The organism is Dehalogenimonas etheniformans, from assembly GCF_014672715.2.
Lineage (GTDB): Bacteria > Chloroflexota > Dehalococcoidia > Dehalococcoidales > Dehalococcoidaceae > Dehalogenimonas > Dehalogenimonas etheniformans.
On the sequence record NZ_CP058566.2, the window covers coordinates 1,920,101 to 1,941,387 of the forward strand.

General features: G+C 57.2%; 14 protein-coding genes. 7 read left to right on the plus strand and 7 right to left on the minus strand.

Annotated features, from left to right (window positions below; all coding sequences use genetic code 11):
- Positions 1-14: 14 nt before the first annotated feature.
- Positions 15-329 carry a MerR family transcriptional regulator gene (locus HX448_RS09655; RefSeq protein WP_102330998.1) on the plus strand — a complete coding sequence of 105 codons (315 nt, stop codon included), beginning with the start codon at positions 15-17 and terminating at the stop codon, positions 327-329.
- Complete coding sequence (locus HX448_RS09660) at positions 329-2,821, plus strand: ATP-dependent Clp protease ATP-binding subunit (RefSeq protein ID WP_102330999.1); 2,493 nt, start codon at positions 329-331, stop codon at positions 2,819-2,821. The genes HX448_RS09655 and HX448_RS09660 overlap by 1 nt, the downstream gene beginning before the upstream one ends.
- 62 nt (positions 2,822-2,883) lie before the next feature.
- Here the strand turns inward: HX448_RS09660 and HX448_RS09665 are convergent, their stop codons facing one another.
- Positions 2,884-4,338, minus strand: a complete 1,455-nt coding sequence (locus tag HX448_RS09665; protein ID WP_102331000.1) for a multiheme c-type cytochrome — start codon at positions 4,336-4,338, stop codon at positions 2,884-2,886.
- A 243-nt stretch (positions 4,339-4,581) separates the two neighbouring features.
- On the opposite strand from HX448_RS09665, the gene pyrG reads away from it, so the two are divergent.
- From pyrG to HX448_RS09690, 5 genes are all read left to right on the plus strand, one after another.
- Positions 4,582-6,228, plus strand: coding sequence for a CTP synthase (gene pyrG / locus HX448_RS09670; protein WP_102331002.1), 1,647 nt, complete (start codon positions 4,582-4,584; stop codon positions 6,226-6,228).
- A gap of 95 nt (positions 6,229-6,323) precedes the next feature.
- Complete coding sequence (gene fsa, locus HX448_RS09675) at positions 6,324-6,989, plus strand: fructose-6-phosphate aldolase (protein ID WP_102331003.1); 666 nt, start codon at positions 6,324-6,326, stop codon at positions 6,987-6,989.
- 55 nt (positions 6,990-7,044) lie between these two features.
- The gene (gene rho / locus HX448_RS09680; protein ID WP_102331004.1) at positions 7,045-8,400 is read left to right on the plus strand and encodes a transcription termination factor Rho; all 1,356 of its coding nucleotides are present in this window, start codon (positions 7,045-7,047) and stop codon (positions 8,398-8,400) included.
- Between the two features lie 714 nt (positions 8,401-9,114).
- On the plus strand, positions 9,115-12,189 hold the full coding sequence (locus HX448_RS09685; RefSeq protein WP_102331005.1) for a beta strand repeat-containing protein: 3,075 nt from the start codon (positions 9,115-9,117) through the stop codon (positions 12,187-12,189).
- A 281-nt stretch (positions 12,190-12,470) separates the two neighbouring features.
- Positions 12,471-13,514, plus strand: a complete 1,044-nt coding sequence (locus HX448_RS09690; protein WP_102331006.1) for a histone deacetylase family protein — start codon at positions 12,471-12,473, stop codon at positions 13,512-13,514.
- Positions 13,515-13,553: 39 nt separating this feature from the next.
- Here the strand turns inward: HX448_RS09690 and HX448_RS09695 are convergent, their stop codons facing one another.
- The 6 genes from HX448_RS09695 to rplS all read right to left on the minus strand — a co-directional run bounded on the left by HX448_RS09695 (position 13,554) and on the right by rplS (position 21,264).
- On the minus strand, positions 13,554-14,465 hold the full coding sequence (locus HX448_RS09695) for a cation diffusion facilitator family transporter (protein ID WP_102331007.1): 912 nt from the start codon (positions 14,463-14,465) through the stop codon (positions 13,554-13,556).
- 4 nt (positions 14,466-14,469) lie between these two features.
- Entirely contained in the window at positions 14,470-15,381 is a 912-nt protein-coding gene (gene secF, locus HX448_RS09700; RefSeq protein WP_102331008.1) for a protein translocase subunit SecF, read from the minus strand.
- Entirely contained in the window at positions 15,374-16,723 is a 1,350-nt protein-coding gene (gene secD, locus HX448_RS09705) for a protein translocase subunit SecD (protein ID WP_102331009.1), read from the minus strand. The genes secF and secD overlap by 8 nt, the downstream gene beginning before the upstream one ends.
- A gap of 86 nt (positions 16,724-16,809) precedes the next feature.
- A complete protein-coding gene (locus tag HX448_RS09710; protein WP_102331010.1) occupies positions 16,810-18,306 on the minus strand; it encodes a CCA tRNA nucleotidyltransferase in 1,497 nt (498 codons plus the stop codon).
- Between the two features lie 114 nt (positions 18,307-18,420).
- The gene (gene priA / locus HX448_RS09715) at positions 18,421-20,841 is read right to left on the minus strand and encodes a replication restart helicase PriA (RefSeq protein WP_102331011.1); all 2,421 of its coding nucleotides are present in this window, start codon (positions 20,839-20,841) and stop codon (positions 18,421-18,423) included.
- A gap of 69 nt (positions 20,842-20,910) precedes the next feature.
- Positions 20,911-21,264 (minus strand): 50S ribosomal protein L19, encoded by a 354-nt coding sequence (gene rplS, locus HX448_RS09720; RefSeq protein ID WP_102331012.1) that lies wholly within the window; start codon positions 21,262-21,264, stop codon positions 20,911-20,913.
- Positions 21,265-21,287 lie beyond the last annotated feature (23 nt).

The following is a 21,287-nucleotide window of genomic DNA, read 5'->3' on the forward strand; positions in this document are numbered from 1 at the left end:
TATAGGAGCATGTGATGGACGAAGAACGCTACCGGCCCCGTTATGTGATCCACGTTGCCGCCGAACTCATCGGTGTCAAAACGCATACCTTGCGCTATTACGAAAGATCCGGCCTGGTCAAACCCCAGCGGTCGCCGGGGAACATCCGGCTATATTCCGAGAGCGACATAGAAATCCTGCGCCGCGTCAGGAGCCTGATGGATGACCTGGGGGTCAATATGGCGGGAGTCGAAGTGATCACAAATATGTTGGAGAAGATGACAGAAGTAATGCGTGAAAACGAGAAGCTTCGCGCTGAGGTTCTGCGTTTACAGAGAGGAAAAAGTTAGTGCGACAGGAAAAATTTACTGAACAAGCCCAGGAAGCGGTCGCCGCTTCCCAACAATTGGTAAGGGAATACCGGCACAACCAGTGGGATGTCGAACATCTGCTGATGGCACTGCTGACTCAAGACAAGGGTCTGGTCGGTGAGATCGTCAAAGAGTTCGGTGTTGATGCCGATGCCGTTAAAACTGAGGTGGATGCCGCCTTGTCCAGGGTACCCAAACTGGATCACGACGCCCAACAGATATTTCCGACCCCCCGCATCATCCAGGTCGGGCAAGAAGCTTCCCAGGAAGCGCAACGATTAAAAGACGAGTTTATTGGCACCGAACATCTTTTTATCGCCATCGTCGGCGAACCCAAAGGTCTGTCTGCGTCAATCCTGAAGAGCTTTGGGATAGATAAGGAGAAGGTATATTCGGCTCTGCAGAAGATCCGCGGCAGCCACCGGGTCACTGATGCCCGAGCTGAGAGCAAGTACCGCTCGCTGGCCAAGTACTCCCGTGATCTAAATGAAATGGCTGAACAGGGTAAACTTGATCCTGTTATCGGTCGGGAGCTTGAGATCCGGCGTGTGATGCAGATTCTGACCCGAAGAACCAAGAACAATCCGGTCATCGTGGGCGAAGCCGGCGTCGGTAAGACCGCCATCGCCGAAGGTGTTGCTGAAAAGATTGTCGCCGGCGATGTACCCTCGTCCCTCAAAAACCGGCGTGTCATGGCATTGGACATGGGTTCGCTCCTCGCCGGCGCCAAGTTCCGCGGTGAGTTCGAGGAGAGGCTTAAGGCGGTCATGGATGAAGTCCGCTCGTCGCAGGGAGAGGTTATTCTTTTCATAGACGAGATTCACACCCTTGTCGGCGCCGGGGCTGCCGAAGGGGCTATCGACGCTTCCAACATGCTCAAGCCGTCTTTAGCCCGGGGCGAGATGCAGGTCATCGGCGCCACCACTTCTGACGACTACCGCAAGTACATCGAAAAAGACAAGGCGCTGGAACGTCGTTTGCAACCGGTCTTTGTTGATGAACCAAGCGTCGAAGACACCATCGAAATATTGAAAGGCCTGCGCCCCAAGTACGAGGCCCATCATAAGATCAAGATCACCGACGAGGCTTTGGAGGCTGCCGCCCGCCTGTCGCAGCGCTACGTCACCGACCGCCATTTGCCTGACAAAGCCATAGACCTGATCGATGAGGCCGCTTCCAAGATAAGACTGGATTTGGAAAGCACCCCGGAAAATGTGCGCGACCTGGAAAAGAAGCAGCAACAGCTCCAGATGGAAGAAGACGCTGCCTCTCAGCGCAACGATTACGCAGCGGCAGCTTCTTTAAAGAGTGAACGCCTGCGGACTGAGGAGGAGTATAAGAAAGAACGGGATGCCTGGATGGCCAGCAAAAAGATAACTGGCGAAGTATGCGCCCCGGATATAGCCGCCCTGATAGCCGCTTCCACCGGTATTCCGGTAAGCCAGATGCTGGAAGGGGAGGCTGAAAAGCTTGTCCACATGGAAGAGCGGATTCACGAGCGATTTGTCGATCAGAATGAAGCCTTGATCGCCGTGGCTGATGCCATCAGGCGCAGCCGGGCCGGCTTGAAAGATCCCCGTCGGCCAATCGGCAGCTTCCTTTTCCTGGGACCCACCGGCGTCGGCAAGACCGAACTCGCCCGGTCCCTCGCCTGGTTCATGTTTGGCGATGAGACCGCCATGGTCCGCATCGACATGTCGGAATACCAGGAACGGCACACCGTATCCCGCATGATCGGGGCGCCGCCTGGCTACATCGGGTTTGAAGAAGGCGGCCAGTTGACCGAAGCGGTGCGGAAACGCCCATATCGCGTCATCCTGCTGGACGAGGTCGAAAAAGCCCACCCGGAGGTGTTCAACGTCCTGCTCCAGCTCCTCGATGATGGTCGCCTGACCGATGGGCACGGTCGTACGGTAGACTTCAAGAATACGGTTGTGATCATGACCTCCAACGCCGGTGTCGAGACGATCCGTCGCGAATCCCGCCTGGGCTTTGCCACCGGCGGCGCTGACGGGCGTGAAGGTTACGAGAAGATGCAGGAAAAGGTCCTGGGCGAGGTCCGGAAGATGTTCCGGCCGGAGTTCCTGAACCGCGTCGATGAGATCATCGTCTTCCATGAACTCGGCGAGGAACAACTGAGGCACATCGTAGACCTGATGGCCAGAGAAGTTGAGCAGAGGCTTGAGGATATGTCGATCGGCATTGTCATTACCGAGGCGGCCAAGGGGTGGTTAGCTAAGGTCGGCTACGATCCTGTTTACGGCGCCCGGCCACTACGGAGGGCGATCGAAAAATTCGTCGAGAACCCGCTGGCCACCCGGATACTGAAGGGTGATTTCAAGGAAGGATCGACCGTGGTCGTCGACCTCGAAGGAGATGAACTTACCTTTACAGCCAAACGAGAGGAAGCTCCAACCGGCAACAGCCATCGGAAAGGCAGAAAGCCGGCAGCCAAGGTCGAGGTTTCCTAGTCGCAAAGGGACAAAAAAGAAGGGAGGTGTAAACCGCCCTTCTTTTTATTAACGAGCTGGGGCTAGCGTTTCAGCCATTGGAACATGTGGGGCCATAGGCTCGTGTTAGTGGTGGTGACTGCGGTATGGCACACGTTACATCCATTGAAACGCTCCGGGTTGGTGCCGCCGTGGGCCTCCACGTATTCTCCCAAGCTCCCATTATTTCCCCCTCCCTTTGACGTCGAATGGCAAGTCTCGCATGCCCCGATAGGTAATGCCTTACCCTGGTATTGCAGAGCCTGGTAGTTGTCGGACATGACGGAGGTTGGCACCATTGCGTGTGGACTTGAATGACAACTGGCGCAGTACAAGCCGCCGTGACCGGCCGAGTTGCGGTAGAGTATCGAACCGGTATCGGCTCCTGATACTCCCGGATGGCATTGCGAACATTTCGGTTCACTTAACCAGGGCACTCGGCCTGACGTGATCGAACTCCCTACGTTAGCCAGTGTTCCGTGGCAGGCGGTGCAGTTGCCGTCCGCTGTGGTGTGGGCGATGCTGCGGCTGCAGTTGGTGTTGGCTCCCGGGTGGCAGTCGTAACAGTTCGGCTGCGGGGAGACCGTTGAATGCTTGGTGTGCATAGCCTGGGAGAGGAAGGTGCCGGCAGACCCGGGCTGGGTCAGCCCCAGCACCGGCGAACCGTGGCAGCTGGCGCATAGCACCGGTTTTTGGCTTACCAGGTTGGTGTTCTCATTCTTGTCATGGGTTGTCAAAATGTTATCGAAGGTGTTGGCCGTTCCGTGGCATTTGGCGCAGTTCATCTCTTCCGAGGTCGGCGCCGTGGCGTAGGTAGAAGCAACCACCAGACCGGCGGAGTTTTTGACCGTAATTTCGGCTATCTGATACGGTGTCCATGCGCCGTTGTCCAGGATCGGGGTCAGCGGGATGCCGTCGACCTCAAAGTGGTCGGTCTTGTTGACCATGGAACCGGATAGTCCGTTGCTGATCGATGGATCGACGAGGTTCAGACCTTTATTCTTATCGACGTTGACCCCGAACAGCTTGAGCACGTTATCCCAGAACTGGCTGAAAACGCTCTTTCCGTAGGAGTAGGTGTTGCCCAGGATGCGGTATTCCACTGTCAAACCTTGGGTGACCACTTGCGGCGGGTTGCCCCGTTTTACCACCTGAGCCCAGACGGTATTGTAAGGCGGCAGGACTACCGCCGAGTCGTAAGACGGATTCAGACAATGCATGCCAAGGTCATTGAAGGCCAACACGACATACTGGGTGTTCTGGAGCGTCGCTTTCTGGCTGATCAATGACGTCGGAACGGTGAGTTGGGGAAGCCCGTTGGCGTTGGTGGTGGGTGGCGGAAGCTGAGTTCCCGTAGCCATGGGATTGGTGGTCGGGTTGTTGACCGAGCCGTTTGTTGTACCTGACTTCGACCCAGAGCACGCCGGCAGGAGCAACAGGGATGCGAAAACCATCACGGTCAGGATGATCAGTTTGTGATTTCTGTGAGGAGATTGCATGGCTTTGATCCTTGATTTATTCCTCACTTATGATAACTTCATTATTTTGAAGTGCCATTAGCAAAATTACCTAAAAATCGGCCCATTGGGTACCTATTTCCGGTTATTGCGGTCGTTAGATAGTTGACAACGTTCGGGAGCGTACCTATAATACCCCTCGGGCTTGTGAAAGTCCGCCCCGCAAAAATTTCCACTATGAACATTGCAACGACTTTCCATTTGAAAACTCGGGCATGCTTTTGAATGACTAAATACATTTTCGTCACCGGCGGCGTGGTCAGCTCAGTAGGTAAAGGCATCACCGTCGCCAGCATCGGCACCGTGCTGAAAAGCCGGGGGGTCAGCGTCTCGGTTTTAAAACTCGATCCCTATTTGAATATCGACCCCGGCACCATGTCACCTTACCAGCATGGCGAGGTGTTCGTGACCGGCGACGGCGCTGAGACCGACCTCGACCTCGGCAACTACGAACGATTTATCGACATTGACCTGACCGCCGAATCCAACACCACCTCTGGCCAAGTCTATTCCGCGGTTATCGCCCGGGAACGCCGTGGTGATTTCCTGGGCGGCACCATCCAGGTGGTGCCTCACCTGACCGGCGAGATCAAGGACCGGTTCAAGAAGCTGGCCGTCAAATCCAAGGCGGATGTCATCCTCATCGAAGTGGGCGGCACTGTCGGCGATATCGAAGGCCAACCATTCCTGGAAGCTATCCGCCAGATGCGCAAGGACGTCGGCCGGGACAACGTCCTCTACGTCCATGTTACTCTCCTTCCTTATATAGGGCCCACCCAGGAACTCAAGACCAAGCCTACCCAGCACAGCGTCAACGAGCTCCGCCGCATCGGTATCCAGCCGGATGTTATCGTCTGCCGTTCCGATGTGCCCATACCTGAGTCGATCCGCGACAAGATCTCCCTTTTCTGCGATGTCGACCGGGAGGCCGTCATCTTCGCTCAAACGGTAGATTCGATCTATGAGGTTCCCCTGATGCTTGAGTCTGAGGGGTTGGGCGATTTCCTGGTGCGCAAGCTTGACCTGAAAGCCCATGCCCCGGAACTCGACGCCTGGAGGGAGATGGTCTCCTGCGTCAAAGGTGCCTGCGGCTCCGTCCGCGTCGCACTGGTCGGCAAGTACGTCGAACTTAAAGATGCCTACTACTCCGTCCGCGAGGCTTTGTCCCATGCCGGGATGTTCCACGGCCGGAGGGTCCAGATAGACTGGATTCAATCGGAAGACCTGGAAAAGCCCGGCGGTGAAAAACTCCTCGAGCACGCCCAGGGCATCATCGTCCCCGGTGGCTTCGGCGACCGCGGCATCGAAGGCATGATCAAGGCCGCGCAATACGCTCGTATTCACAAAGTGCCCTACTTCGGACTTTGCCTGGGGTTACAGATTATGGTCATTGAATTCGGGCGCAACGTCCTGTCGCATTCCCGCGCCAATTCCACCGAGTTTGACGCCGGCACCGCCCATCCGGTTATCGACATTATGCCGGAACAGAAAGCCGTCTGCGGCAAAGGCGGGACCATGAGGCTGGGCAACTGGCCATGCCAACTCGTGTCGGGGACCCAGGCTGCCTCCGCCTACGGGCGTGAATTGATCTACGAACGTCACCGCCATCGCTTTGAATTCAATAACCAGTACCTGGAACGCTACGAAGCGGCGGGCATGGTCTTTTCCGGTCTTTCCCCCGATCGGAAGCTGGTGGAGATTTGTGAATTGAAAGGCCACCCGTGGATGGTCGCCTCGCAGTTTCACCCTGAATTTACCTCTCGTCCCGGCAAGCCCCAACCGCTCTTCCGCGACTTTATCGGCGCCGCCAAAAACGTTATCCGCGAGGGCGAACAGACGGCCTTGCCGCTGACTGAAATATCTAATCCCTGATAACCAAATCCCAAACAATGATAAAATCCAAAATGACAAACCTTCGAACCTCATCTTCATCCATCTAGGATTTTTGAGTTCAAGACTGGAGCCTGATGAAAATATTCCTCGATACCGCAAACATCTCTGAAATCAAAAAGGGCGCTTCCATGGGCGTCATCCACGGCGTGACCACCAATCCCTCGCTAGTCGCCAAGGAAGGTCATAAGGACTACAAGTCAGTTGTTAAGGAAATCGCCAACCTCTTGCCTGCCGCAGCTCCGATCTCGGTCGAAGTGGTTTCCGAAACCGTTGCCGAGATGGTTGCCGACGGCAAGCGGTTCCATTCCTGGGCGCCGGACAACGTTGTCGTCAAGCTGCCGATGAATGGCGAAGGTCTCCAGGCCACCCGCGAGCTGGCGAAAGACGGGATCCGGGTCAACATGACCCTGTGTTTTTCGCCTAACCAGGCGATTCTAGCCGCTCATGCCGGCGCAGCCTTCATCAGCCCGTTCGTCGGCCGGCTGGATGACATCGGTCAGGACGGCATGCAGGTCGTCCGCGACATCGTCGAAATATACGAGATCCACGGTTTCAAGACAGAGGTTATCGCCGCGAGCATCCGGCATCCGTTGCACTGCACACAGGCTGCTCAAGCCGGCGCCCACATCGCCACTATTCCTTATAAAGTACTTGAACAGATGTTGAAACATCCGCTCACTGACATCGGTATCCAGCGTTTCCTGGAAGACTGGAAAAAGTCAGGGGCATCGAATCAATGAAAATTCGTAGGGGCACGGCATGCCGTGCCCATGTACCAAAAAGGTAGGAGCAACTATGTCCGAAATCGATCCCGTCAACAGTATTGAACCCATCGAGGTCGCCCGCACCCCCGAACCCCCCGCGCCTCCGCCTCCCCCTCCACCCCTCGCCCTGTCCGTCCTGGAGACGATGAGCCGGGAAGACCTCCTCGAACTCGCCAAGCGCATGAAGCTAGTTGGCGTCACCGGCGCCAAGAAACAGGAGATCGTACTCCGCTTGCTGCAGGCGTTCACCGAGCAGCAGGGCAACATCTTCTGCTCCGGCATCCTGGAGATCATGCCTGACGGTTATGGCTTCCTACGCCAGGCGTCGCTTCTGCCGTCCAATTCGGACATTTACATCTCGCAGTCCCAGATCCGCCGCTTCGGCCTGCGCACCGGCGACATGATCATCGGCCAGTCGCGCCACGCCAAGCCGGGCGAGAAGTATTACTCTTTACTACGGGTCGAGGCGATCAACGATCTTAACCCGGACGTCGCCAAACAAAGACCCCACTTCGGGACTCTCACTCCCACTTTCCCGGACAAGATGATCAACCTCGAGACCGAGATGGGCCAGCTTTCGACCCGCCTCATCAACCTCATCGCCCCCATCGGCCGCGGCCAGCGCGGCATGGTTGTCTCTCCGCCTAAGGCTGGCAAAACGATGCTTTTAAAGAACATCGCCAACGCCGCTACCACCAATTACAACGATATCCACCTGATGGTCGTCCTCATCGGCGAGCGCCCGGAAGAGGTCACAGATATGCGCCGATCGGTCAAGGGCGAGGTCATGGCCGCCACCTTCGATGAAGCCGTGGAGAACCAGACCCGCGTCGCCGAGTTGGCACTGGAACGCGCCAAGCGCATGGTGGAATCCGGCAAGGACGTCCTGATCCTGCTCGACGGAATCACCCGTCTCACCCGCGCCTACAACCTGGCCATGCCGCCATCCGGCCGCACCCTGTCCGGTGGTCTCGACCCCGTCGCCCTGCACCCCGCCAAGAAGTTCTTCGGCGCCGCCCGCAACACCGCGGAAGGCGGGTCGCTGACCATCATCGCCACCTGCCTCGTCGATACTGGCTCCCGCATGGATGACCTCATCTACGAAGAGTTCAAGGGCACCGGCAACATGGAACTGCACCTCGACCGTAGATTGGCCGAACGCAGGATTTTCCCTGCCTTCGACATCCCCCGCTCCGGCACCCGCCGCGAGGAACTGCTGATGTCGGATACTACCTTCCGCCAGGTCCAGCTGCTCCGCCGCATGGTCGCCCTCATCTCCGACGACGCCACCCACTTCGCCGAGGTCACCGAGCGCGTCCTGGACAAGCTCAAGAAGAGCCGCAATAACACCGAGTTCCTGGACAACCTCCAGCGCGGTAAAGACTAACATCCACAATATATGAATATAAGGAAGGGCGCCGCAACGCCCTTCCTTTTTTTTGTCTTTGCGAGGAGGGTCATTCTTCGTCGTTTCGAAGAGAGCAGCGACGAAGCATTCCTTCTTTGATCCATTGATTCGAACCTAACAAAGCCACCCCATTCTGTCTTTGCGAGGATTGCCTTGAATGGCAATCCGTGGCAATCGTCTCCGAATAGTACACCGAAGACTTTCCCCGCCCCCCAACCCCTATTTCTTTCTGAGCTTCGCGAAGAATCTCGGTACCAATTCTCCGGCAGGCTGACCCTTATAGTCTAAAACTACTCGACATAATAAAATAATGTATAACTTTCCCATAACATCCCCTTTCCCCCTTCGTTATATCTTTTGAAACCGACAGGCTTCCGCGCCCCTTCGTATTACGTTTGGGAATGGTTATTATGAACCGTTTCGTATTTCGGAATTCGTGCTTCGGATTTGATTCCGGAGGAGTAGTAGGGATTGACACTGGTGTTATCATAGTAAGAAGTGCAGGGAGAACCCCCTGTACTGAGATGTTTTGTGATTAATCGTAAAATTCATAATGAAAGGAAGTGATGGGATTCGAAAATGAGCCGTAAGGCGGAGTATGACACAATTGCTACCCCATAAGTCTAAGGGAATAACCAAAAATAACCGATAGACAATAACCATAATAAAATTGAAAGGTAAACTCAAAGGTCGATGAAACACTTAAATAAAATCTTCGGTATCGTGCTGACCGCAGCGATCGCCGCCAGCATGCTGGTGGTCTCCGCTCTGCCCGTCAGCGCTGCTGACAACGCCTGGACTGAATTCAAAGTCCCGGCTATGTCCAAACTCACTGCTTCCGGTTTCCTGACCAAGGGCATTGACGGTGCTCTTTATGCTTATACCAACACCGTCGCTGCTGGTGCCAAACTTTCCAAGTCCGTCGATGGCGGCCGCACCTGGACGTCTGTTACGACCCCTGGTGCTGCTGCCCTTACCGCCATCGCCACCTCCCCCAGCGAAGCTAACGTGGTCTACGTGGCCACTGCTGCCGCTGTTTGGAAGTCCGTTGACGGCGGCGCCACCTTTGCCGCCCAGCCCGTCGGCGCTATTGCTGGCACTACCTCCCTGGCTGTCGGCCTCCTCGGTGGCAGCTACAAAGTCTTCGCCGGCACTAACGCTGGTGTTTTCCTGTTCGACGAAGGCGTCGCCCTGAACAACAACTTCGTATTGTTCGGTGGAACGGGCGGTAACGTCCTTGACGTCAAGCTGTCCCCGACCTTCAACACCGCTGCAGGCATTTACGCCCTGTTCACCACTGCCACCGGTGTTGAGGTTCGTGTCAGCACCGGCGGCGCCTGGCAGACCACCTCTGCCCAGATCGCTGCCGCCGCAATCCCCACCGCTGGTGAGATCGGCTTCTCTTCCGACTTCAACCTGGCTAACACCCCGGTCCTCTTCGTCGGTTTTAACGGCGCCAATGGTGGCGTATTCCGCACCATCGTCGCCGGCACCAGCATGGGCGGCACTGAGATTGGTACCCTCAGCGATGTCGTGACCATCGATGTCACCGGTTCCGGTGTCTTCGGTGGCGCGGTCACTATCGTTGCTGGTACTGGTACCGGCGCTGTCTCCATCACCTCCAACGCCGGCGTCTCTGGCCTGACCGCCGCTGCGAAGAACGTGACCGGTGGCACTCCGGCGTTCGTTGCTCTTGCCAACGACTACGCCACCTCCGGTACCGTCTTCGTCCTGACGGCTGCTACCGCTGCTGATTTCGATGAGACCGGTTTCAGCATCTCCACCGACAAGGCTGCCAACTTCGTACAGGTCAGCCTTCTCGATTCCACCATCGCCAACATCGATGGTACTGCCTTCGCCGCTAATGGCGATATCTACCTGGTCTCCACCGGCGCCGCCGGCGCTCCCGTCCCGGGCGCTGGTGATGCCTTCACTCTGTCCTCAGTTCTCGGCGCGGGTGATGTAACTGTAACCGGCGCTGTCTCAATCGTGGCTGGCGCTGGTGCCACTGTCGTTGGTAATGTCATCACATTCACCGCTGCCAATGGCATCGCTACCGTAACCGCCACCGCTGCTGGAAACGTTACTTGGACCAATGGTACCGCCACTGACACCGTCGCCACTGAGACCGTTGACGCCAATGCCAGCATGACGGTTGGTGCTTCTGGTGTCGCTTTTGCCGTGGACATGAATCCCACCACTCCCCCTGGTGCCAAATCACTTTGGCGCAACATGGGCGGCAAATGGGATCGCCTTGCCACTGGCGCTGTTGCCTTCGACAAGATCTCCGTTTCCCCCAACTATGCCACCGACAAGGGTGTTTACTATGTTGTTGGTAACACCATCTGGGCATCCTCTAATAACGGTGTATCTTTCGCCGCTACCACCGCCGCCCCCGCTGCTATCAGCAGCTACGTGATCCTGGACACCGCCACCTTCGTGGTCGCCAGCGGTGCCGACATCTACCGCACCACCAACAGCGGCTTCATCTGGAACGTAGTCAGCACTGCTGACGCTGCCATGCTTGTTCGCTCCAGCGATGCCACCACCCTGGCCGCCGTTACGGCTGCCGGTGATGTCTTCACTTCCGCTGACCTCGGCGCCACCTGGAAGGCTGCCCTTTCCACCGGCGTCGCCCTGGCCGGGGTTAGCGCCGTCACCTTCCAGAACGGCTCCAACACCGTCCTCTGGGGCACCACCGCCACTGGTGGTATCTCCAAGCTGGACCTCGCCGCCACCACCGTTGCCTGGACCGCCAGGACCGGTATCCCCGCCGCTCTGACCAATGGTGTCGGTATTGCCTCCGGCATCGCCGCCACCCCGGTTGTTTACGTCCTCGATGCTGCCGGCTCCCTGACCCGCTTGATCACCGATGCCTCTCAGGCTGAGAACATCGCTGCTGAAGCCACTGTCACCGCTGCCAGCAAACTGTCCATCGTTCCCGCCGCCGGCGGCAACACCCTGTGGGCTGTCACCGCCACCAAGCTTTTCACCTTCAAAGACACCATCGCCATCATCGTCCCGAACGTTGCCGTGCCTTCTTTCACTACCAGCAGGGCTAACGTCACCTTTGATGCGGTACCCGGTGCTACCGACTACGCTGTCTTTGTAAGTGCTGGTTCCAGCGCTCAGAAAGACTACTTCACCGCCACCACCGTTGGTACCGTGGTTGTTGACAAGACAGCCCGCACAGCCACTGTCACCGGCCTAACCGATGACACCACCTACACCGTCAGTGTCTTCGCCAAGACCCCGTTCACTTCCATTGTTGGTTCGAAGACCTTCGCGACCCAGCCGGTTACCCCTGGTTCCGGCATTCCTCAGGCTGTCTTCCCGGCTCCGGCCGCTACCGGTATTTCCATCAATCCCGGCTTCCAGTGGACTCCAGTCGATAACGCCACCAGCTACACCATCGAAGTTTCGACCTCCAACACTTTCGCCACCCTGGTCGGAACCAAGCAGACCACTACGGTCAACGCTTTCGCCTGGACCACTCCGGCTTTGGCTTACAACACCTCTTACTACTGGCGTGTTGTTGCCATCACTCCCACCGGTACGTCTGATCCTGTGGTCAGCGTCTTCACGACCATGACTGCTCCGCCCCCCACGGGTACGACTCAGCCTCCGGTGACCGTTACCAACACCACCGTTACCCTGACCACCCCGACTGAGGCCACCCCGGCCTACATCTGGGCCATCATCGGTATCGGCGCTCTCCTGGTCATCGTGGTCATCGTCCTCATCGTCCGCACCCGCCGCGTCGCCTAACCTAAACGTTAGACAATCGGTTGGATAAAAAGGGGGGCTCCCACAAGGGAGCCCCCCTTTGTTTCTCCTTCCCCCTTCCCCCTCATGTGTCTTTGCGAGGAGGGCGCAGCTCGACGCGGCAATCTGATTGGGATTGTTCGATATGCCTGGTGATACAATAGTGCGATGCAGGATAGACTTTCGGAGCACTATTCGGATTACGATTGCCACGGACCGCGATTGCGTCGTGAGTTCTCTCAAAGACAGTTTAGGGGATCGCTAATCGCTGAAAGCTCGTAATTATGAGTATCATCGGCTACGTGTTCCACCCTTCCTACCTCCTCCATGACACCGGCTACGGCCATCCCGAGTCCGCCGCGCGCCTGGAATCGGTGATGGATTACCTGAAATCGTCCGGTCTTCTCGACAGATTAGTCAAAGTCGAAGCCCATCGCGCAACCGGCGATGAAATTTCCCTTGTGCATATTCCGATATATAAAGAAAAAATCAACTTGATCTGCTCTTCCGGCGGAGGTAGCCTCGACGCCGACACAATTCTTTCGACTGAATCCTGTAATGCCGCGGAATATGCCGCCGGAGGCGCTGTGACGGCTGTAGAGGCGGTCATGGGTGGGAATGTAGGGAAATGCTTTGGCCTGGTCCGCCCGCCCGGCCATCACGCCTTCGCCGATAGGGGATCAGGATTTTGCATCTATAATAACATCGCCATCGCGGCACGGTTCGCCCGGCAAAAGTATGGTCTTACGCGGATCGCCATCCTCGATTTCGACGTCCACCACGGCAACGGCACCCAGTCCACCTTCAATAACGACCCGGCCACGATGTACGTGTCGGTTCACCAGTCGCCCCACTACCCCGGAAGCGGCAGCATCGATGATATCGGGATCGGCGGCGCGAGTGGCACCAAGGTCAACATTCCGCTTCCCGCCGGCAGCGGCAACGCGGAGTATACTTCGATCTACAATGATATCGTGATGCCGGCTGTCAGGCGTTTCAAACCTGAGTTGATCCTGGTCTCCGCTGGCTACGATGCTCACCGCGACGACCCGTTAGCGGGGATGAAACTGACCGAATCAGGCTATGCGGCGATTGCGTCGAGGATTTGTATTCTGGCGGATGAACTGTGCTCTGGTAAAGCCGTTTTCTGCCTCGAGGGCGGCTACAACCTTGATGCCCTCGCCAGATCGGTCGCGGTGACTTTCAGGGTTTTACTAGGAGAACCTGCCGAACTGGAAATGGCGATGGAACCTTTGGAATACAACTTCGGTGCACCGGACATTTCGGGGATCATTGCCAAACTCAAGAGGATTCATCACATTGAATAGGGTATTGATCCCTTCTCCCCGCTGGGGAGAGGAGGTAACCTAAGTGGTCTCGGTCCGCCTTGCCTCACAGGACATCTCGCAGGACTTGCAGGAATCGTCGCACGGTTCGACGTGGAGGGTTATTTCCAGGCGTGGCAAGCGGCGTTTTAAGTCCGCCTCCAGGTGGTCGCACATCTTGTGAGCTTCCTCGACCGAAAGCGCCCCCGGCATCACTAAGTGCAGGTCGACGAAGCGTTCGGCGCCGGACTTGCGGGTACGGATCTCATGGAAATCTACAAGCTGTCCCTTGTGCTCCGCCAGCGTATCGACAATAATTTTCTCTTCCTCCGGTGGCAGCCCGGTGTCGATGATGCCTCCGAATGACTTTTTAAGAATATCCCAGGCAGCCTTGACGATGATGAGCGCGACCCCTATGGCAACGATGGGATCGAGGATTTTGAGGCCGGTGAACTGGACAAGGGCTAGTCCTACCAGGACGCCGAGCGAGGTGATGACATCGGTGCGGAGGTGCTGGCCGTCCGCCTCGAGAGCTATCGAATCATGGACCTTGGCCTGCTTGAACAGGTTGCGGCTGACCAAAATATTCACTATCACCGATACCGCCATGACGGCGATACCCCAGCCGAGGAGTTCGACCTCGACGCCATGCATTATCTTCTTGATCGCTTCGTAGATGATCCAGATGGCGGCCACGAAAATAAGGACCGCCTCGACGCTGCCGGAGACGTTCTCCCATTTGCCGTGGCCGAACTGGTGCTCCCGGTCGGCGGGCTTGCCCGCGGCGCGGAGGCCGAAAAAGGCGATGATGGCCGCCAGGAGGTCGATCGAGGAATGGATCGCCTCGGCCAGTATCGAAACCGATCCGGTAACAAACCCGACGATCAGCTTCAGGAAGATCAGAAGCGAGTTGGAGCCGACCGAAATAGCGGCGACGCGGCTTGCACCGCTCATCTAGCTAGGTTCCTGCCCGGGAAACCCTGGGCGCAAGGCGTCTTTTGTCGAAATTATCCCAGATGACGAGGATCGCAGGAGCAATGAAGAGAGAGTCGTAAGTCCCGACCAGGATGCCGATGAACATGACGATGGCCAGGTTCTCGACGGTGGCGCCGACGAACAGCATGAGGGCTAGAACGGCGATGATGGTTGTAAAGGAGGTGTTCATCGACCTGACCACTGTCTCGACGACGCTACGGTTGACTGTCGCTTCAAAAGTGGGAGCCACGCCACGCAGCACGTTCTCCCGGATGCGGTCGTAGATCACCACGGTGTTGTTGACGCTGTAGCCGAGGACGGCCAGGATGCCGATGACGAAAACAAGGTCTATTTCCCAGCCGAAAATACTGGCCAGGATGGCGAAAATACCCAGGACGACCACGACATCGTGGAGCAGGGCAATGACGGCGCCGGTGCCGTAATGCAAGGGTTTGGGCATCCGCCTGAAGGCATAGGTGAGGTACAGCAGGATGCCGACCGCGGCCAGGGCAATAGCTCCTGCGGCGATTTTTCGGGTGTCCCCGGCGATGGTGGGATCGATGGACTCGAAACCCTGCTCGGAGAGTGTGCCAAAGGCGGTCTCCAAGCCAGCCTCCAGGTCGTTCTTCTGGGCATCGGTGATAACGCTGATGTGGATGATGAAGTCGCCGCTGCCCGTCTCCTGGATGACGGCTTCCGGGTGGCCGAGGTCACGCATTTTGGCGTTCAGATCGGCAAGTGCTGGGGCGGAATCGAATTGGACGGTGAGCGATGAACCGGCGGAGAAATCGATGCCCGATTTAAGCCCGAAAATCGCCAGGCTGAGTATCGAGCCGATAACCAGCAGTCCCGAGATAATCAGAAAAATATTACGTTTGCCGATGAAGTTAGGCATTGCGGTCTCCCGATTCAGTGGTGAACAGGTTCAAGTTCTTGGTCACGTTGGTGCCGATGATCATCCGCAGGAAGGTGCGGGTAACCATGATGGCGGTGAACATGCTGGCGATAACGCCGATGCCCAGCGTCAGGGCGAACCCCTGGACCTTTTCGCCGCCGGTGACGGTGGCGCCGACCCAGACCAGGATGCCGCAGACGATAAGGGTGGTGATGTTGGAATCCCAGATGGCGCTCCATGCTCTGGAGAAGCCGGCTTCGATGGCCGCGCCCAGGGTGCGTTTGGCTCGGAGTTCATCCTTCATGCGTTCGAAGATGAGGACATTAGCGTCGACCGCCATACCGATGGAGAGGATGAAACCGCCGATGCCGGGCAAGGACAGGGTGACCGGCACCAGTTTGTATATGGCCAGGATGAGCACCACATAAAACAGCAATGCCAGGCTGGCCAGGAAACCCGGCAGCCGGTAGAAGAAGATCATGAAGGCCATGACCAGCAGGACGCCGACAATGCCGGCCAGGTACGACAGGTGAACGAAATCGGATCCGAGGACCGGTGAGACGGTATTTTGATAAATGATGGTCAGCGGCACCGGCAAGCGGCCCGCGTTAAGTTGTTTCGACAGGAGTTGGGCTTCGCTGATGGAAAGTCCCTCGATGACGCCCTTGTCGGTGATGACCGCGTTGACGGTGGGAGCCACAGGCATGCCGTCATCACCCAGCAACGTGGTGTCGCCCTCGAAAATACCAAGGCGCTTCCCCAGCATCCTCGTGGTTACGGCTTCGCTGATCTTGGCGCCTTCGTCGGTCCATTCGAAGTTCAATAGCACTGCGCCGGTCTGGCTGTTGGTGGTCAGGAAAGTGTTGTTCTTGAAATAGCTGGAATCCAGCACCTTGCCGTCGGCTGTTCCGGTGTCGGTGGCCGGTTTCCATTTACCCAGTGCGTTCTCCCAGGTGAAGGCCTCATCGCCGGTGACCAATTCACCGAAAACAAGGAGAGCCGTAGAGCCGATACGCTGTTTCTGTGCGTCCGAAAGGGCGGTGCCCGGCAGGTCGACGACGATGCGGTCGGCGCCCTGTTGGGCGATGTTCGGTTCGCTGACGCCGAGCGGATTCACCCGGTTGGATATGACCGAGACTACGCCGCTCAACACGTTGTTCTTTTCGGAATCGGCCACATCGGATAGATCAGCTTGATATACCAGGTGCAGACCGCCCTGAAGATCGAGGCCGAGCTGGATCGGCTTGCCGAACAGGACACCCTTTCCGGTCGGCAGGACGACCAGAGCCGAAAGCACGAATAGGATAAGGATGACGATAAAACCGGGAAGGTGTTTTTTCATTCTTTCATTTCCATGCGGGTCGTTTTGATAGTGAATTATGTTTAATATATGTTTTTTATCAAATAGTCCGTGTTTGTAAATCAAGTTCAGCTTTTTGCGGCTTCAATCAGGCGTTTGGCTAACTCAAGTCCCTCTTCGCGCGTGCTGATCTCGCCTGTCGCCTGCGCTTCAACAATTTCATCCAGTATTTTGCCCAGTTCAGGTCCGGGCTTCAGGCCGAATCTCGATTGCAGTTCATTGCCGTCGATCAGCCGTTGCGGTTCTTTAGACTTCTGCCGCTCGCGCTCGGACAAGACATAGGCCACTATTTTAACATGTTCGGCGAAGTTATCAAGCTGAAGGGTTGGTCCCCGCGCCGCCAGATGGTCTGCCAGGCTTAAATAGAGCGTGGCGACTGCGGCATCACCCGCATCCCGGTGGAACCGGTAGACCGCCTTCGGTGTCGGCTGGATCGAGTCCGGGCCCATCTGGGTGGGTCGCATGTGCAGCTCGACCATGGCGGCGACGAATTTGATCTCCCTCTGTGAAAAACGCAGCCGCGACAGCATCGAGACCGCCGTTTCGGCGCCGCGGGCGGGATGCCCGTAGAACCGCACCCGGCCGTTGGGCGCCTGAGTCTTAGTCTCAGGCTTGGCGATGTCATGGATCAAAGCGGCCAGGCGGGTCAAGGCTATCCGGCTGGCCCCGGAATTCACTCCGGATTCAAAATAGCTTTGAACCGCTCTCGTCCAGGGCACAAGTTCCTGGGCTCCGGTGGGGGCGTAAGGCCAATAGCCGCGGCGCAGGACCCAATCGAGGGCTTCCACCGTCTTCATCTGGTGCCCCAGGACGTCCCAGGAGTGCTCGATGGGCTGGTCGACTCCCCGGGATGGCTCAAGTTCAGGGAAAATACGCGTGAGGAGGCCGAGCCGATCGAGGTACTCGATCGCCGGTCCTGCTGACGGCAGCGAAAACAGCTTGACCAGGTCCTCCCGGGTCCGTTCTCCGGCCACATTTTCGCAAAGTGCGGCGTTTTCGGCTATTAGACGCTCGGTCGCCGATTCAATAGTGAAGCCGAGTTCGGCGGCCAGCCGCACACCGCGCAGTAGCCGGGCAGGATCGCTTTTGAAAACGTCCGGAGAGACGGCGCGCAGAATTTTTTGTCCAATGTCAACAAGGCCGTTTGAAGGATCGACGATCTCCATCTGGTTGTTATTGAGCGCCGGCAAAGTAATCGAGGCCCCCATCGCGTCAACGGTGAAATCCCGGCGCATCAGGTCATCGCCCAGGTTGCCGTCGACTTCAGAGACGTCTATTTGATCGAATGCCTGCCCGGTAAGTGTTATACGGTACATCCCGGCTTCTGAATGGAGGATGAACATCGAGGCGCCAAGTTTCGCCGCCAGGGCTTCGGCGAACAGCCGGCCATTGCCTTCTATTGCCAAGTCCAAGTCCCGGACAGGCCGGCCGAGCAGGCTGTCCCGGATGAATCCCCCAACGATGGCCGCTTCAACATTCTGAACAGCGGCAACTCCGGCAACGGCCTTGATGATCTCAAGCTGGCTGGGATTCGAAACCGAAATAAAATTTGATGAAGGCGTCATTAAGTACACTACTATACAAGCAGGTGATGACTACGACAAGGATAATGCCTGAAATCGCTGCGTCCTAATTTGAGTGGCGATGCCCATCCGTTGAATTGGGAATAATCCGAATGTTCAGTCCAAACCTAGAGGATCAATGTCAACGCCGATGCTGGAAGATAGATTGGTTTTCGATAGGAACTCAACGATGTTTCGCCCTTTCACGATGACCTGCCACCGATATTTACCCCGGCGGCGGGGTATGAAAGCCGGCGCCGGCCCAATAAACTCAATGCCGCTGACACCGGTGGAATCGCGTTCCAGTTCCAGTGTCTTTTTAAGATCGTGCGCCAATTGCAAACCGTCGGCTTCGTTAAGGTGCTGGACGGTTAGGACCGCCAGTTTGTTGAACGGAGGATAACCCAGGATTTTCCGGTATTCCAGCTCTTTTTGGTAAAAAGTCTTGAAGTCGTGCGCCACCGCGGCGGCTATGGCATAGTGGCTGGGCTGGTAGCTCTGGACAACGACCCGCCCGGGAAATTCTCCTCGGCCCGCCCTCCCCGCCACCTGTAAAAGCAATTGAAAAGTGCGTTCCCCGGCCCGGAAATCCGGCAGGTTGAGAGCCGTATCCGCGTTGATAACCCCCACCAGCCCAACCCTCGGCAGATCAAGGCCGCGGGCGACTACCTGGGTGCCGATCAGGATGTCCGCTTTACCGGCGCGGAAGTCGTCGAAGATCTGGTAACCTGAGTCTTTGCCGCGGGCAGCGTCGGAGTCCCAACGCAGAACCCTGGCTCCGGAGAATTCCTTCTTCGTTTCTTCTTCCAGTTTCTGGGTTCCGAGGCCGATAAACTTGATCCGGCTGCCTTTGCAGACGGGACACACTGTTGGGACTCTATACTGGGCGTTGCAATGGTGACAGACCAGGCGGTTCTCAACCGGGTGAAAGCCTAAAGGCAGGCGGCAGTGACGGCACTTCAGGACCTCCCCGCAATCCCGGCACTGGATGAAAGTAGCGCCGCCGCGGCGGTTGAAAAAGAGGATAACCTGTTCGCCGTTTTTGAGGGCAGACTCCATCTCGGCCTTCAATTTGCGGCTGAAAATGGAGAGGTTGCCGCTCTTCAACTCATCGCGCATGTCGATAAGCGTCACCGGCGGAAGCGGCGCCGAGGGGTGGGGAGTCAGGCGGTCGGGCAACTCCAGCAGGCGATACTCGCCACGCTCGGCTTTGTTGTAGGTTTCGATATCGGGCGTTGCCGATCCCAGGAGGAGCGCCGCGCCGGTCTCCAGAGCCAGGCGGCGAGCGACCTCGCGGGCGTGATAAAGGGGCGGCGTATCCTGCTGCTTGTAAGCCCATTCATGCTCTTCGTCGATCACAATGAGCCCCGGATTTGTGAACGGGGCGAAGAGGGCGCTTCGCGGACCGATGACGATGTCGTAGTCACCCTCGGCGATACCTCGCCACTGGTCGAAACGCTCTCCCAGCGACAGCTTACTATGCAGCACGGCTACCCGGCCAGGAAACCGGGCGGTGAAACGCTCGATGATCTGGTGAGTCAGGGAAATCTCCGGCACCAGCACCACAACCTGCTTGCCCTGTTTCAAGGCGTAGTTGGCGGCGTGGAGATAGACCTCGGTCTTGCCTGACCCGGTCACGCCGTGGAGCAAAAATGCTTCTCCTTTGGCTTCATCGATGCCTGCTGTCACCACGGAAACGGCGGCCGATTGGGCGGGGGTCAGGGTATGCGCCATCGGCAATTCTACGGCCGCCGGAAGTCGCGGATTACGGCGCGATTCCTCCATAGAGATTTCGATGAGCTTTTTGTTCACAAGGGCTGAAAGAATGGCATTGACTTCGCCAAATTCACGTCGAATCTCGGTGACAGAGAGGCGTCCGCGCGAGTTAGCCAGGAACCGGAGGACTGCCGATTGTTTTGGAGATCTTTTTAACAGCCCTGCGGCTGCCTGTTGTGCCTTTTCAGTATCTATTCTTAAATGAGCAATCTTTTCCAGCCTGGGTTTAACTTTTATCGCCTGCAGCCTGTACCGGCGCTCTATCAAGCCATGCCCCAATAGGTGCCTTATCGCTTTCTGAGCCGCAACTTTGCCGAAACGTTTTTCCAGGGTTTTTTGATCGGTCGGAACTCTGGTGTCTAGGGTGGCCAGGAAGTTGCTTTCGAGATCGGAGAGGGGGATTTCGCCAATGTCCAGCCCGGAACGTGTAAAAACTGATTCCGCGGAGCGTTCAAAACCAGGTGGCAGCCATAAAGCCAAAGAGGGGAAAAGCGGCGCCAGGTAATGCCGGCTGATCCACATGCCAACGGTTAGCTGTTGGGGAGTCAAACATAACGGTGGATCGATGATGCCGGAGAGTTGGCGGGTGTCGTCGAACCTCGGGGTTTCTGAAACCTCGACTACTATGCCCTGGAGAACACGGGGGCCGAAAGGGACCAGAACCGCCTGACCGGGACGGACGGTTAGGCCGGCAGGCAGTTCGTAGCTATACGCGCTGCGCCCGGCGGCTGGGGAATTAACGCTGACCTCGGCGTAAGGCAAAGCATACTCCCCTTGTTAAATCGGCGTCTCCGTGATGGAGACGCCGATGAGATTCAACGACCGGAGAAATTAGGTAGCGTTTTCGCGCTCGCCTTCCTTGATGCGAGCGGCTTTGCCGGAGAGGGCGCGCAGGTAGTAGAGCTTGGCGCGGCGGACACGGCCGCGGCGGGTCATCTCGATCTTGGCGACAAGCGGCGAGGCAAACGGGAAAATGCGCTCGACGCCGACGCCATACGAAAGGCGGCGGACGGTGAAGTTACCGCCATCGGTCCCAGCCCTCTTGCGCAGGACGATACCCTGGAAGACTTGGATGCGCTCTTTGTCACCTTCAACGATCCGGCAGTGCACCTTGACAGTATCGCCGGGGTTGATATCCGGAAATTCGGCTTTGACGGCCGGTGGCACTAATTCATCGATTCTCATGATCCGGGAACTCCTTTGTTTGC

Coding starts and splice junctions, on each gene's coding strand:
- pyrG (WP_102331002.1), top strand. CDS start 4,582: ATGACTAAATACATTTTCGTCACCGGCGGCGTGGTCAGCTCAGTAGGT.
- HX448_RS09710 (WP_102331010.1), bottom strand. CDS start 18,306: ATGACGCCTTCATCAAATTTTATTTCGGTTTCGAATCCCAGCCAGCTT.
- HX448_RS09685 (WP_102331005.1), top strand. CDS start 9,115: ATGAAACACTTAAATAAAATCTTCGGTATCGTGCTGACCGCAGCGATC.
- secF (WP_102331008.1), bottom strand. CDS start 15,381: ATGCCTAACTTCATCGGCAAACGTAATATTTTTCTGATTATCTCGGGA.
- rho (WP_102331004.1), top strand. CDS start 7,045: ATGTCCGAAATCGATCCCGTCAACAGTATTGAACCCATCGAGGTCGCC.
- HX448_RS09665 (WP_102331000.1), bottom strand. CDS start 4,338: ATGCAATCTCCTCACAGAAATCACAAACTGATCATCCTGACCGTGATG.
- HX448_RS09695 (WP_102331007.1), bottom strand. CDS start 14,465: ATGAGCGGTGCAAGCCGCGTCGCCGCTATTTCGGTCGGCTCCAACTCG.
- HX448_RS09655 (WP_102330998.1), top strand. CDS start 15: ATGGACGAAGAACGCTACCGGCCCCGTTATGTGATCCACGTTGCCGCC.
- secD (WP_102331009.1), bottom strand. CDS start 16,723: ATGAAAAAACACCTTCCCGGTTTTATCGTCATCCTTATCCTATTCGTG.
- HX448_RS09690 (WP_102331006.1), top strand. CDS start 12,471: ATGAGTATCATCGGCTACGTGTTCCACCCTTCCTACCTCCTCCATGAC.
- fsa (WP_102331003.1), top strand. CDS start 6,324: ATGAAAATATTCCTCGATACCGCAAACATCTCTGAAATCAAAAAGGGC.
- rplS (WP_102331012.1), bottom strand. CDS start 21,264: ATGAGAATCGATGAATTAGTGCCACCGGCCGTCAAAGCCGAATTTCCG.